We start from the raw sequence: 14,218 nt of genomic DNA on the forward strand, positions 1-14,218 counted from the left end.
AGTAAAGGAGGAATCTGATAATGAAATATCCAGGAGAGCCATTAAATATCTTACACACAATCGGACTAAAAGAGTTATATCCGCTTATCCGAATCAGCTTTTCGGTTGATGAGCGATTTGATGTGGGGCGGTTTAAAAAAGCAATAATACAATGCAATGAGGTTGTTCCAGAGCTTTTTTCAAAGTATGTGCTTGAAGATAATTCGTTTATCCCAGTAACCGATGATTTGGAAGGGGTTCTATTTATGGGACTTGATCCCGATATTGACAGTGAACGCTGGGATTTGTTTGCGGATCCTCAATTGCGAATTTATTTAAATGAGTCAGAAGATGGGTATGATGTTACTATTTACCTTAGTCATATTTTGACCGATGGGGCCGGTGGCAAACAGTTTTTATATTTATTGGCATCGGCATATAATACAGGAAAAATTAACAAGGTGAACCACCAGGATATTGATTGGTTGCGACAATTACTTAAAGAACATCCGGTTAAGACTAATCGGCAGGCAGATCACCCTGCAAAGCCATTAACAATGCCTGCGCTCGCTAATGACCAAGGGAAACGGCGGAGAACGCTGACTATTAGATTGAGCAAAGACGAAACAAACCAATTGTGTCAAGCCGCTCATCATAAGCATGTAACCCTAAATGACCTCTTTATGGCTGCGTTTGGGCAGGCGGTTCAGCGTTATGCCGACACTGATGAAATAGCTTTAGCATGTCCAACAGATATGCGGCAATTTATTCTGGGGGCTGAACAGCTACGAATGGCTAATCATACTTCGCGGTATAATATCGCAATCAAATCAGATTTGCGACAGCCATTTGAAACGGTCGTTAATTCAGTCCATCAAGCAATGGCAACCAACAAGCGGGAATTCCAATGCTTCCAGTCAGTTAAAGAATTAATTGATAAGTATGAGCAGTATCCGCTTGCTGAATTACAGCAGATTGTGGAGGATAATTACCATGTTCGCAATATTTCATATACAAATTTTGGCATTATTGATCCACAACGCTTTGCTTTTACTGATTGTGCAATTACAGATTTTTCAATGCTGGGAACATATCGAAAATACCCGATGTTTCAAGTGGCAATTAGCACTTATTGCGGACAGGTTAACTTATCTTTTGCAATGATCGGTAATGATGCGGAAGAACGAATGGGCAGAGCAGTAGTGTTAACCATGTGCGACTTATTGCGTGAATATTTCTTAAGATTTAATTAGTGACTTAAAGCGGCTATTTAGTGGCCGTTTTTTTATATTTTCAAGGTTAGTCGATATTGACTAATTAGTTAAAAGCGATTACAATTCTAATATACTAATATATCAGTTATCAACAAATGGAAGAAGATGGTACTCTGGTTAGCTGGCAGATTGCTTTTATAAACATTTGTCAGTATGACTGTTAAAAGGTCTTTTCAATTATTCTCCTTGCATCTCAGTGAAGTTGTAGTAAAATACTGTTTGGCTAATCTCTTGTTCACGTGAACATAGAGATTAAAAAGAGTGAGAGGAGAGACTTTTAATGAATCTAATTAAAAGTATTATTGTTGTTATCATTGCTAGTATTCTTTTAGCAGGCGGTGTTAGTGCCAGTTCGATTTATACTAGCAAGCAAAATATGAATAGTCATAATCTAAGCTACCAGATGACAAATATTGTAACAAAGAATAAGGAAACAGTTGACTATCAAATGAATAAGTAATGCAAACCGTTAGCAGACCGGCAGTTTGTGTTGGTCTCTTAATTTTAAAATGACTTGATCAATCCTAAACAATCTAATTAATCCTATTGAAATTTTCACGTTAACATTTTATAATACAAATAGATTGATAGCGCATTCATCAACTGCTGTAGTTGCACATATGACTACGTATTCAATATATCGGCTTAATTTGCAAGTTATTGCACATCATCCTCTCACAGATGCGACTAAATTTAGCAAATCAAACCGGGCGCACAGTAGTTAATTTGGTTTGGAGGTTTTTTAGGATGGAGAGTCTAAATAACAGTTTTCGTAAGTTGCCACAATATCCAAATAAGGTTATTCAGTTCGGTGAAGGAAATTTCTTACGTGCATTCATTGATTGGCAAATTCAGCAAATGAATAAGCAAGGCCTATTTAAGGGCGGGGTGCAAATTGTTCAACCATTGCCAACAGGTCGAGTAAAAGATCTCGATGAACAAGATGACTTGTATACAGTATTGCTTGAAGGAATTTTAGATGGCAAGAAAATCCAAAGTCATGAAATTATTGAATCAGTTAATGGAACTGTTAATCCTTACACTGAATATGATAAGTACATGGCTTTAGCTGAAGATGACAATATTGAGGTTATCTTCTCTAACACGACTGAAGCAGGAATCGCTTTTGATAAAAATGACACTCTTGAGAAAATTAAAAATGGTGAAAAGAGTTCATATCCTGCTAAGCTAACTGCTTTACTTTACCATCGATTTGAACTTGGTAAGAAGGGATTCCATATTATCCCGTGTGAATTAATCAATCATAATGGTGATGCATTGAAGAAGACCATTTTACAATATGCGGATCTTTGGAATTTAGGACAAGACTTTGTTGACTGGATTAACAAAGATAATAAATTCTATTCCACATTAGTTGACCGGATTGTACCGGGTTATCCACGTGATCGAGCAGCAGATCTTGAACAGGAATGGGGCTATAAAGACCAGAACATGGTAAAGACAGAACCATTCTTAATCTTTGTAATTGAAGGCGACAAGGACATCGAAAAAGTATTACCGCTTAAAGAAGCCGGCATTAACCTCGTCGTAACTGACGATATGCAGCCATACCGTAATCGGAAAGTATCGATTCTTAATGGCCCGCATACCACGATGTCGCCAATTGGCCGTTTAGCCGGTCTACAAACAGTTGGCCAGGTAATGGCTGATAAGGACTTTTATAAGTTTATTGATGATGAAATGCATAAAGAAATCATTCCTGTTGTGCCGCTACCAAAAGAAGAATTGGAAAGTTACGCTAAGGGAATCCAAGAACGGTTTGAAAACCCATATGTTAAGCACCAATTAAGCGCTTTGGCCCTCAATAGTATTTCAAAGTACCGTGCGCGGTTATTACCAAATTACAAGCGCTATTATGAAAAATATGGCAAGCTTCCTAAACGGATGACCGTTGCCCTAGCAGCTTATCTTTGGATCTATAACGGCAAATCTGAATTTGAGATTAATGACACCGCTGATATTGTTGACGGTTTTGCGAAGATTAAGGGTACAGATGATTACATCCATGCGGCTCTTTCTAATCATGATTTCTGGGGTGAAGATTTAACTAAGATTCCCGGACTCGAGGACTTAGTAACCAAGTATTATAACGAAATTGGCAAAAAGGGAACACGTGAGATCGTTCAAGAAATTAACGTGGAGGAGTAAGTTTTATGGAAAAGCTACTTATCTTAAACCCTAATGATAACGTGGCCGTTGCGACCGTTGATCTTCCTGCACAAACAACCGTTGAAGTTAATGGCAAAAAGATTGTTATCAGTGATAATATTCCCGTTGGCAATAAGGTTGCGCTGACCGATTTAAATAGCGGGGCTAATATTATCAAATTCGGACAACCGATTGGGCACTTAACAACAAGTGTGACTGCTGGTGTATTGATCAATAAACAAAATCTTATAACAAATCAAAATAACAACAAAATTAACACACCAAATATAAAAGTTGATTTTCCTGATATAGGTCAAAAAACTTTTATGGGTTATCGTCGGCAGAATGGCAAAGTTGGGATCCGCAATGACCTCTATATTGTGCCAACAGTTGGTTGTATTACACCTTTAATGGATGTGATGGTCCAACAGTTCAAAGCCAAACATCCTGATAATGGAGCATTCGATAATATCATTTTGCTTAAGCACCCATATGGCTGTTCGCAACTGGGTGATGATTTTGAACAAACGCGGCATATTCTTTGTGACGCAGCTTTGCATCCGAATGCTGGTGGTGTATTAGTATTTGGTCTTGGCTGTGAGAACAACCAAATGGACGGAATGAAAGCTGAAATTGAGCAAATGGCAGGAATTGACAGCCAAAGAATGAAATTTCTTGTTGCCCAGGAAGTAAAAGATGAATTTGCGGACGCTCAGCAGTTACTAGAAGAGTTAAATGCGGCAGCAGCTGATGATAAGCGAACGCCGGTATCGTTGAGCGAACTGAAAATAGGATTGCAAAGTGTTCGTCCTGATGGGCTAAGTGCGATTACCGCTGACCGCTTAATTGCTGATGCGGCTAGTTACATTACTGCTAATGACGGGACGGTTGCATTAACCGGAATCCCTTCGCTATCTGGAGCAGAGCAGGAAATCATTGCACGTGCATCGAATAAAGAAGTTTCTGAGCATGTGACTTCGATTTTTGATAACATTAAGCATTATTATGCTCATTTTGATGCTCAGATGAACAAAGTACCAAGTGACGCAGAAGATAAAATTGGCATTTCAACTGCTGAAGAACGCGCACTTATGACCCTTCGTCTTGCTGGTAATGGTGAAGTGAATGATGCTTTACCGTATGGGCATAAATTAACAAGAAATGGGATTAACCTAATTGAAAGTCCGGATAATGACCTTATTGATTCTTCGGCAGAAGCTTCTGCTGACTGTCAAATGGTTGTTGTCAGTACAGGTAAAGGGACGCCATATTCTACCTATGTCCCGACAATTAAGGTTTCCTCTAACTCAGCGCTTGCAGAAAAGAAGAACCGCTGGATTGATTTTGATGGTGAGAAAGCCGCAAATGATCCAAAGGGGATTGAAAGATTTATTAACTATATTATTGATGTTGCTAATGGTACCAAGACAAGTAATGAAAAAGCCGGGCTTCATGGGTTAGCTATTTTCAAGATTGGTGTCACCGAATAAGCGGGGGATTAAAATGCAAGTTATTGAAAACAAAGAATTTCGGGCTGAGATTGATGAACATGGCGCGCAATTAACTCACCTCATTAATAAAACAGCTGGTTTCGATTATATCTGGAATGGAAAAGAATGGGGGAAACATGCTCCGGTTCTCTTTCCGGCAATCGGACGCTCGAATAAAGACGAATATGTATTAAATGGACATACTTATTCTATGCCGCAACATGGTTTTGTGGCAGATGAAGACTTTTCAGTTATCTCACATGAGCCTAATATTCTTACTTTAGGTCTTCGTGCGGATGATAAAACTAGAGAAATGTATCCATTTGATTTTGAACTGAAGATTACGTTTACTCTCCTTAGCACGGGTCTTACGCTTAGCTTCGATGTTAGTAATCATTCAGATGAGGTCATGCCATTTTCACTTGGCTCTCATCCCGCATTTAATGTGCCAATTAATGGCATCGGTAAATTTGATAATTACCGGGTAGAATTTATCGGTACAGAAGATCCGTTAAATGTTTATGAAATTGTAAAAACACCTGCTCCATATCGGACAGGAAAACAGGAACCGTTAACTAATTCAAATGGTAACCTATTTGAACTTAACTATGAAACGTTTAAACCAGGATTGCGAATCATTACTAATTCAGGAGTCAAAAGTGTTCGTCTCTTCTCACCTCTAACTAGTCACCAAATTCAATTAGATGTTGACCAGTTTAACAATATTTGCTTATGGACAAAAGAAGACGAAGATTGTTCATTCCTATGTATTGAACCATTTAATGGCTTACCTGATGTACTTGGTGCTCCTGTTGATTGGAAGGATAAAGAAGGCAACTTGTTCTTACAACCAAGTAGTTCACAGGTATATCAATATGAAATTCATTTATCATAAAAAGGAGATTATTTAATTATGTTACCAAAATTTGAAGCATTAGAAGCCGTCAAAAATGCTGGTGTTGTAGCGGTTGTTCGTGGTCGTAGCGAAGAAAATTCTTACAAGATTTCAAAAGCAAGTATTGAAGGGGGCATTAAGGCAATTGAATTAGCTTTCACCTCGCCAAATGCTGACGTTACAATCAAACGTTTAAGTGAAGAATATGCTGATGATCCATCGGTAGTCGTTGGCGCGGGGACTGTTCTTGATCCATCAACGGCGCGAATGGCAATGATTGCTGGCGCAAAATTTATTGTTAGTCCTTCTTATAATGAAGAAGTTGCGGAATTATGTAACCTCTACTGTGTTCCATATATGCCCGGATGCTTTACACCAAGCGAAGTTCAAAAAGCATTAAGCACCGGTGCTGACGTTATTAAGATCTTTCCTGGTGCAATTGCTACTCAAAAGATGATTCCAGAATTGCAAGGACCATTCCCTCAAGCCAATATTATGCCTAGTGGCGGTGTTTCTCTGGACAATATGGCTGAATGGTTCAAGGCTGGTGCATTTGTTGTTGGTGCTGGTGGTAGTTTAGTTGGTCCTGGTGCCGATGGTGATTACTCTAAAGTAAAGGAAAATGCACAAAAGTTTCATGCAGAGTTTGAACGGATTCAACAAGAAGCAAAGTAACAAATAACCTTTGCTTCAATAAAAAAGGAGCTTGATACTAGTGAACAATTTCATTATTCTGAACGATCATGACACTGTCGCCGTTGCTCTCCAAGACATCAAAAAAGGATCTGTTCTAAAGACAAAAATGCATGGAGACGTAATCGTTTTAGAAGATATTACTCGTGGTCATAAGATTGCCCTTGAGAATGTTGCAGAAGGCGAAGACATTATTAAATACGGGTATCCAATTGGTCATGCGACAAAGCCTATTAAGCGTGGCAGTCATGTTCACGTTCACAATGTTGCAACCAATTTATCCGGCGAATTACAGTATCACTATAATCCAATTGAAATAGAGTCTAAAGTAAAAAAAGATAAGCGGACGTTTATGGGCTACAAGCGTCCAAATGGTAAGGTTGGCATTCGCAATGATTTATATATTATTCCGGTTGTAGGTTCTGTTAGTGAAACCCTCGATCCGCTAGTCGAGCAGTTTAAAGCCTTACACCCTGACAACGGTAATTTTGATAATGTAATTCCGTTAAAACACACATACGGTTTTGACACGCCTGAAGATAATTATGAACATGCTCGTAAGATCTTAGTTGATGCTGCCCGTCAACCTAATGCCGGCGCAGTACTTATTTGCGGATTAGATTGTGCCGATGATAGTGAGTTAGAAAAAATGAAACAGGCACTAGTTGCAGCAGGCGGGCCGATTAATACCCAACGAATCAAGTTCCTTTCATCTGCTGATAGCGACGATGAACTTGCTGATGGATTAGCGATGCTGGAAGAATTAAATAACGCGGTAGCAGACGATCAGCGAACACCGCAACCGCTTAGCGAATTAAAAATTGGCTTAAAGTGTGGCGGTTCAGACGGGTTATCTGGCGTTACTGCTAATCCATTGCTAGGACGACTCTCTGATTTTGTTGATGCTCAGGGAGGAACGACCGTTTTATCAGAAGTACCAGAAATGTTTGGTGCAGAACAGATTTTAATGTCACGAGCACAGGATAAAGAGACATTTGACAAGATTGTGAACCTGATTAATAACTTCAAGGCTTACTTTGAGAGTTTTCACCAGCCAATCTATGAAAATCCTTCACCAGGTAATAAAGCTGGTGGAATTTCTACACTTGAAGATAAGTCATTGGGATGTACGCAAAAATCAGGATCATCAGCAGTTAATGATGTCCTGCAATATGGTGATAAGTTGAAGACAAAAGGATTAAACCTATTGCAGGCACCCGGCAACGACCTCGTTTCTTCTTCAGCCGAGGCATCGGCAGACTGTCAAATGGTTCTATTTACAACTGGCCGGGGAACGCCATTTGCTACTTATGTTCCAACAGTAAAAGTATCTTCTAATTCTTATATTGCTAACTTAAAACCACGGTGGATTGATTTTGACGCAGGACGATTAATGAATGAATCAATGGATGATTTAGCGGATGAATTTATCCAATTTATCATTGATGTCGCAAGTGGTAAAAAAACTAATAATGAAAAATATAATGTTCACGGTATCGCAATTTTCAAGACTGGTGTTACTGAATAGTAAAAGGGGTGATATGCGATGAGTAAAATTGTAACTTTTGGCGAAATGATGATGCGTCTCAAACCAACTGATAAGAAACGGATGCTGCAAGCAGATAGGTTCGATGCAAATTATGGTGGTTCGGAAGCCAACGTTGCGGTTTCATTAAGCCTATTTGGTGACCAGGCAGCCTTTGTATCAAAGTTCCCTGAAAATGTGTTAGGGAAAGCTGCCACTGATAAATTACGTGAATATGGTGTGGACACCTCATTACTGCAATATGGTGGCCCGCGTCTTGGAATTTACTTTTTTGAAAAAGGGGCTAGTGTGCGTTCAACCAAGGTCACCTATGATCGTGCGGGTAGTTCTTTTGCAACGTCAAAGGCTGACGAATATGATTGGGCGACATTGCTAAAGGGCGCGGATTACTTTTACTTCAGTGGAATCACAGCAGCCCTCTCCAATGAAATGCGTAAAACAATTTTAACGGCTTGCGAGTATTGCAAAGAACATGGAATTAAAGTAGCCTGTGATTTAAACTTCAGGGGTAAGCTTTGGACCCCAGCAGAAGCACAAGCATATATGCAAAAAATAATGCCATATCTTACTGTTTGCTTAGTAAATGACGAAGATTTTGAACAAAGTCTCGGCATTTATGCTTTTGATGGCGACATGGCTCGTGGAATTGATCAAAAAGACACCTTTATTCATGGAATGAAAGAAATTGTTAAGCAATATCCTAATGTGAAGGTTGTTGCAAGTGTATTAAGAAACATTCAATCTGTCGATAAGTCGACGTGGATGGCTTTGATGTTAAAAGATGGAAAGGTTTATGAAAGTCCAGCGTATAAGATTGATGTTCTTGAAGGTGTTGCTGGTGGTGATGCCTTTGGTGCAGGATTAATGCACGGAATTTTGAATGGTCATGATCCGCAAGAGACGATTGATTATGCAATTGCGGCGAGTGTGCTTAAGCTAACCGTTCTTGGCGACTTGAATATCTCAACTAAAGAGGATGTTGAAGCAGTTATGCAAGGTGGCGCCGGTACAAGGGTTGCAAGGTAAAAGAAAAATATTTTTAGAATAATTAAGACAACAAGTAATTATCTATTTTAGGTTATTACTTGTTGTCTTTTTTAATAAATTATTCAATTCCGTTTTTAATCAATATTATCAAAATAATCTGGGAAAGACTTAATAAGCGACTCTTCTTCATCAAGCATTCGGTGCATGTGATTAGCTGTCAAACGATCCGCCTCGTTAACATCGTTTGTCTTAATAGCTTTATAAATTGCGATATGTTCCTCAATCAATCCTTGCCACGAAAGTTTTTGCACTTTTAACCGTAAGAACCGGAAACGATTAAACTGAATATTAATCTTTTTTAGCCAATCCCATACGCGTTGGTGATCGGTAAGCTTATAAAAGTACTCATGAAAGACATCGTCACTGTCTAAGAAGGCAGGGAAGTCATCACTTTCACGAGTTCTTTTTTCATTTTCAATGATTCGGTCGAGATAAGCTATTTGTTCTTCATTAAGTTTCAGCGTTGCAGCTTCTCGCATAATTCGCCGCTCGACACTAGCACGGACAAAACGGGCATCTAAAACGTCTTTTAAATCAATCTTTGCAATATAAGTGCCTGATTGTGGGATTACATTGATAAGCTGCTCTTGACGTAATTGAAGTAACGCTTCTCTAACGGGAGTCCGGCCAATCTGAAGGTCTTCTTCGATTTTCTTTTCTGATATCTTCTGACCAGGTTCATATTCGGCATCGATAATCTTTTTTAAGATGATGTCATAAGCCTGTCCAGTTAAGTTATTTCGTGAGTAATTAGGCATTCCTACAACGTCCTTTCTAGTGTTTTTATTATAACGTTTCTTGTGATAAAAAAGCAATTTCTGTAAAGATATTGACAAAACTACTGAAAACGTTTACTATAAAGTCAACTGATATATTAGTATATTACTTTGAAAGGAAGCGCTGTTAATGGTGAAATTAACTGACGACTATCTTAACAATCCAACACCATTTGAAGAAGCTGGAGTGCGGGTTCCTAAGTATGCGCAAGATAAATTAATTGAACATACTAACGAGAATCCGGTATGGGTTCATTTTGGTGGCGGTAATCTCTTTAGATGTTTTCATTCTGTCATTGCTCAGGATTTAATTAATAAGGGCGAATTAGATAGTGGAATTATTGTTGCTGACACCTATGATGATGAAGTAATTAATGAAGTCTACAAGCCTTATAATAATCGCTTCTTATCAGTTGTGATGAAAAATGATGGCCTGGATAAGGAGTTAGTAGCGAGCGTAACTGACAGTATTTATGCCAATAGTAAAAATAAAGCAGGACTTGAAAAACTAAAAGATATTTTTAAGAAACCAACACTGCAATTAGCGACATTTTCAATAACGGAAAAAGGGTATGCCTTAAAAGATATGAACGGCAACTTGACTAAGGGAGCTGAACATGACCTTAGTAATGACCCGGATTCTGCGGTTACTAATATGGGAATAATTGCCAATCTATTACTATCACGGTATAAGGCAGGAAAATTACCAATTGCCATGGTCAGTACCGATAATTTCTCACAAAATGGGAAACGGTTGGAAGAAGCAGTCCAACTTATCGCTAATGGTTGGGTGAAAAATGGTTTCGCCGACCAAGGATTCCTTGAGTACCTCGATGATCCTAAGCAAGTATCATTTCCGTGGAGTATGATTGACCGAATTACACCAAATCCGTCCGAAAAAGTATCGAAAGAGTTAGTTGAAGATGGGATTAAAGACGCGGCAATCGTTCATACCGATAAGCATACAAATATTGCACCGTTTGGTAATACCGAAGAAACTCATTATCTCGTAATTGAAGACAGTTTTCCAAACGGACGGCCAAAGCTTGAAGATGCCGGTGTATTTATGACCGACCGCGAAACTGTTAATGATGCTGACCAGATGAAAGTTACTGCTTGTCTTAATCCTCTCCACACATCACTAGCAATTTTTGGCTGTCTGCTGGACTTTCATTCAATTGCTGATGAAGCAGTGGACGATGACCTCCTAAAGATGATTAAGAATCTCGGTTACGGTGAAGATTTACCAGTCGTAAAGGACCCGAAGATTATTAATCCCAAAGAATTTATTAGTACTTTAATTACTAAGCGGTTACCGAATAAAAATATTCCTGATACACCACAGCGGATCGCGTCAGATACGTCGCAAAAAGTTGGTATTCGTTATGGAGTAACCCTTCAGCACTATGTTGATAATCCTAAACTTGATCCGGCAGACCTTGAATTTATCCCAATGATCATTGCTGGCTGGTGCCGTTACTTAATGGCAGTTGATGATAATGGAAATGCCTTTACTCCAAGTCCAGATCCGTTATATGACCAGTTACATGAGTACGTTAAGGATATTAAGATCGGTGGTTCAGAAAGCAATATCCATGAAAAATTACAGCCAATTTTAAGTAACAAGTCAATTTTTGGTAATGATCTTTATGAAATCGGTCTAGGAAATAAGATCGAGGATTACTTCAAACAGATGATTACAAAGCCAGGAGCAGTTCGGGCGACAATTCATCAAACTGTTGAAGAAAAAGGAAAATATTAGTAGAAGAAGGTATTTATGAAATGAAAAATATGGGATTTCGCTGGTATGGCGATGGCAATGATTCAATTAAATTGTCAGATATTCGTCAAATTCCAGGAACAACACAAGTAGTAGGAGCGTTGTTCGATATTCCGGTTGGCGAAGTTTGGCCAAAGGAACGAATAGCAGCACTAAAAAAAGAAGTTGAAGATGCTGGATTAAAACTTGAAGTAATTGAATCGGTTAATATTCATGACGATATAAAGATTGGATTACCAAGTCGTGATAAATATATTGAGAACTATAAAGAAACAATTAAGAATTTGGCAGCCTATGGAATCAAAGTCATTTGCTATAACTTTATGCCAATTTTTGACTGGGTACGGACTGACCTTCATTATCCGCTTCCTGATGGATCAACGGACATGGCGTTTCAACATAAATATGTTGAAGGATCACCAGAAGACATTATTAAATCTGTAGAAAAGAATTCTAATGGTTATGTTCTTCCAGGCTGGGAACCAGAACGGCTAGCAGAAGTCAAACGCTTATTTGAAGCTTATAAGGATGTTGATGAACAGAAGCTGCGTGAAAACCTTAAATACTTCTTAGATGCGATTATTCCAACCTGTGAAAAGTATGATGTTCGGATGGCAATGCACCCTGATGATCCGCCAATGCCATTATTTGGCTTACCGCGAATTTATAAAAATCGAGAAGACATGCTAAAAATCGAACAAATGCATGAATCAAAATACAATGGTTTTACGATCTGTACAGGAAGTCTTGGCGAAAATCCTAATAATGATGTTCCCGCTATCATTAGAGAATTTGTCAAGAAAGATCGGGCACCATTTATTCACGCTCGTAATATTAAGTTTATGGGTAATGGTGATTTTCATGAGTCAGCACACTTATCTTCAGAAGGTTCATTAGATATGTATGAAATCATGAAAGCTTTATATGACACTGGGTTTGATGGTTACATTCGTCCAGACCATGGTCGTGACATTTGGGGCGAAGAAGGTCGTCCAGGATATGGATTATATGATCGCGCACTTGGAATTACTTATTTGAATGGTCTTTGGGAAGCAATTACAAAGGAAAATAAGTAAAGGATGGGAAGGTAGTGATTAACCATGCCGGCCGATATAGTTTCGCTAATCTGGATTGGTCTTGGAATTGGCTTATTGGTTTATTTAATTGTTGGACTTAAGCTTCATAATATTATCGCACTGCTTTTAGCAGGACTCTTTATAGCTTTTGCTGAAGGAATGCCAATTACTAAGGTTGTTCCGACAGTTGAAAAGGGAATTGGCGGAGTTTTATCTACTCTTGCCTTAATAGTTATCTTTGGAGCAATTGTCGGGGAACTGATGACAGAATCAGGCGCTTCTCAACAAATTGCGGATACAATTGTTTCAAAAATGGGACGTAAATATTTATCATTTGCTCTTCTTATTATTGGAATGATTTTTGGAATGTCAATGTTTTATGAGGTAGCATTCTTAATTACTGCGCCACTTGTTATCAGTATTGCCCAAGAAGCAAAAATCCCGTATATGAGATTGATAATTCCAACTGTTGCAGGGGCAACGATGGGACACAGTATATTTCCACCGCAGCCTGGTCCAATGGCATTAGTTACTGCCTTTCATGCTGATATAGCGCAAGTATATATTTGGGGATTTGTAGTAGTTATCCCGACAATTATTTGTTCTGGTATTTTAGTTCGACACTTCATTACAGGACTGGATTCGATGCCTCTTGGCAATGTTATGAAACCGGCACCAAAGAAACCTAAAAATGAACTTCCAAGTTTTGGGATAAGTTTATTGGTACCATTATTGCCTGCCATTATTATTATAATTTCATCGCTATTTAAATCTATTAGCAGTGAACAAAGTATGGTTTATAAGGTAATGAGTTTTCTGGGTAGTGCTGATATTAGTATGTTAATTACTGTAATTATTGCAATGATCGTATTTGGTTATGCAAGAGGCAAGAGCGGTAAACAAGTAACTGCCCAACTTACAAAAGCGATTCAAGGAATTTCTAATGTTTTACTTGTGATTGCAGCTGGTGGGGTAATGAAAGAAGTTATTATCGATACCGGTGTTGGTAATATTATTGTTCAAATGTTTGGAAAATTACCAGTATCACCTTTCATTCTTGCGTGGTTAATTACTGTATTAATTAGGATTTTAACAGGACAGGGAGCAGTTGCTGCTATTACTGCTGCGGGAATTGTGGCCCCAATGGTAACAATGATGCACGTAAGTCCTGTGCTAATGGTACTAGCATGTGCCTGTGGTAGTAATACTATGACTTTAATGTATGACGGGGGATTTCTCCTCTTTCAACAATCATTCGGTATTTCCTTAAAAGATACATTTAAAACATGGGATGCTTTAGAATTAGTTAACTCAGTTGTAGGGTTGGCAATGGTATTACTATTAAGTTTATTTGTTCATTAATTGTGAATTGGTGAGCTATATGAGACGCTGAAAATAATTTATAAAGATGGTTGGTAAAAAGGCAATTAGAACGCATATTTAAGACGACATTATCTATGGATTAGATATGTGTTTTAATTTTGCTTCGATTG

General features: G+C 38.4%; 12 protein-coding genes. 11 read left to right on the plus strand and 1 reads right to left on the minus strand.

From position 1 onward, the window contains the following. Window positions 1-20 precede the first annotated feature (20 nt). The 8 genes from IEU90_RS04335 (at window position 21) to IEU90_RS04370 (ending at window position 9,072) form a co-directional block, all read left to right on the plus strand. Window positions 21-1,232: a condensation domain-containing protein gene (locus IEU90_RS04335; RefSeq protein WP_153709615.1), complete on the plus strand. Its 1,212-nt coding sequence runs from the start codon at window positions 21-23 to the stop codon at window positions 1,230-1,232. A gap of 301 nt (window positions 1,233-1,533) precedes the next feature. Further along, a complete protein-coding gene (locus IEU90_RS04340; RefSeq protein ID WP_153709614.1) occupies window positions 1,534-1,713 on the plus strand; it encodes a hypothetical protein in 180 nt (59 codons plus the stop codon). Between the two features lie 287 nt (window positions 1,714-2,000). Continuing rightward, complete coding sequence (locus IEU90_RS04345) at window positions 2,001-3,422, plus strand: tagaturonate reductase (protein WP_188357777.1); 1,422 nt, start codon at window positions 2,001-2,003, stop codon at window positions 3,420-3,422. A gap of 5 nt (window positions 3,423-3,427) precedes the next feature. Continuing rightward, window positions 3,428-4,912: a UxaA family hydrolase gene (locus IEU90_RS04350; RefSeq protein ID WP_188357778.1), complete on the plus strand. Its 1,485-nt coding sequence runs from the start codon at window positions 3,428-3,430 to the stop codon at window positions 4,910-4,912. 13 nt (window positions 4,913-4,925) lie between these two features. Further along, complete coding sequence (locus tag IEU90_RS04355) at window positions 4,926-5,807, plus strand: aldose 1-epimerase family protein (protein WP_153709611.1); 882 nt, start codon at window positions 4,926-4,928, stop codon at window positions 5,805-5,807. Window positions 5,808-5,825: 18 nt separating this feature from the next. Next, complete coding sequence (locus IEU90_RS04360; RefSeq protein WP_153709610.1) at window positions 5,826-6,482, plus strand: bifunctional 2-keto-4-hydroxyglutarate aldolase/2-keto-3-deoxy-6-phosphogluconate aldolase; 657 nt, start codon at window positions 5,826-5,828, stop codon at window positions 6,480-6,482. Between the two features lie 40 nt (window positions 6,483-6,522). Further along, a complete protein-coding gene (locus tag IEU90_RS04365; protein ID WP_188357779.1) occupies window positions 6,523-8,028 on the plus strand; it encodes a UxaA family hydrolase in 1,506 nt (501 codons plus the stop codon). An 18-nt stretch (window positions 8,029-8,046) separates the two neighbouring features. Further along, the gene (locus IEU90_RS04370) at window positions 8,047-9,072 is read left to right on the plus strand and encodes a sugar kinase (protein WP_153709608.1); all 1,026 of its coding nucleotides are present in this window, start codon (window positions 8,047-8,049) and stop codon (window positions 9,070-9,072) included. A gap of 95 nt (window positions 9,073-9,167) precedes the next feature. Here IEU90_RS04370 and IEU90_RS04375 read toward each other — a convergent pair whose 3' ends face one another. After that, the gene (locus IEU90_RS04375; protein WP_087215123.1) at window positions 9,168-9,851 is read right to left on the minus strand and encodes a GntR family transcriptional regulator; all 684 of its coding nucleotides are present in this window, start codon (window positions 9,849-9,851) and stop codon (window positions 9,168-9,170) included. A 148-nt stretch (window positions 9,852-9,999) separates the two neighbouring features. On the opposite strand from IEU90_RS04375, the gene IEU90_RS04380 reads away from it, so the two are divergent. The 3 genes from IEU90_RS04380 to IEU90_RS04390 are packed head-to-tail and all read left to right on the plus strand — an operon-like array spanning window position 10,000 to window position 14,087. Beyond that, window positions 10,000-11,631 carry a mannitol dehydrogenase family protein gene (locus IEU90_RS04380; RefSeq protein WP_153709607.1) on the plus strand — a complete coding sequence of 544 codons (1,632 nt, stop codon included), beginning with the start codon at window positions 10,000-10,002 and terminating at the stop codon, window positions 11,629-11,631. Window positions 11,632-11,651: 20 nt separating this feature from the next. Continuing rightward, window positions 11,652-12,725 carry a mannonate dehydratase gene (gene uxuA / locus IEU90_RS04385; protein WP_153709606.1) on the plus strand — a complete coding sequence of 358 codons (1,074 nt, stop codon included), beginning with the start codon at window positions 11,652-11,654 and terminating at the stop codon, window positions 12,723-12,725. A gap of 24 nt (window positions 12,726-12,749) precedes the next feature. Next, window positions 12,750-14,087 (plus strand): gluconate:H+ symporter, encoded by a 1,338-nt coding sequence (locus IEU90_RS04390; protein ID WP_153709605.1) that lies wholly within the window; start codon window positions 12,750-12,752, stop codon window positions 14,085-14,087. Window positions 14,088-14,218: the final 131 nt, after the last annotated feature.

Origin of the sequence: Limosilactobacillus caviae, assembly GCF_014635905.1 — a bacterium.
GTDB classification, from domain to species: Bacteria; Bacillota; Bacilli; order Lactobacillales; family Lactobacillaceae; genus Limosilactobacillus; species Limosilactobacillus caviae.

Bases quoted from the DNA above. Each gene is read 5' to 3' on its own strand.
- IEU90_RS04355 (WP_153709611.1), top strand. From the start codon at position 4,926: ATGCAAGTTATTGAAAACAAAGAATTTCGGGCTGAGATTGATGAACAT.
- IEU90_RS04390 (WP_153709605.1), top strand. From the start codon at position 12,750: ATGCCGGCCGATATAGTTTCGCTAATCTGGATTGGTCTTGGAATTGGC.
- IEU90_RS04375 (WP_087215123.1), bottom strand. From the start codon at position 9,851: ATGCCTAATTACTCACGAAATAACTTAACTGGACAGGCTTATGACATC.
- IEU90_RS04340 (WP_153709614.1), top strand. From the start codon at position 1,534: ATGAATCTAATTAAAAGTATTATTGTTGTTATCATTGCTAGTATTCTT.
- IEU90_RS04350 (WP_188357778.1), top strand. From the start codon at position 3,428: ATGGAAAAGCTACTTATCTTAAACCCTAATGATAACGTGGCCGTTGCG.
- IEU90_RS04360 (WP_153709610.1), top strand. From the start codon at position 5,826: ATGTTACCAAAATTTGAAGCATTAGAAGCCGTCAAAAATGCTGGTGTT.
- IEU90_RS04370 (WP_153709608.1), top strand. From the start codon at position 8,047: ATGAGTAAAATTGTAACTTTTGGCGAAATGATGATGCGTCTCAAACCA.
- IEU90_RS04335 (WP_153709615.1), top strand. From the start codon at position 21: ATGAAATATCCAGGAGAGCCATTAAATATCTTACACACAATCGGACTA.
- uxuA (WP_153709606.1), top strand. From the start codon at position 11,652: ATGAAAAATATGGGATTTCGCTGGTATGGCGATGGCAATGATTCAATT.
- IEU90_RS04380 (WP_153709607.1), top strand. From the start codon at position 10,000: ATGGTGAAATTAACTGACGACTATCTTAACAATCCAACACCATTTGAA.
- IEU90_RS04345 (WP_188357777.1), top strand. From the start codon at position 2,001: ATGGAGAGTCTAAATAACAGTTTTCGTAAGTTGCCACAATATCCAAAT.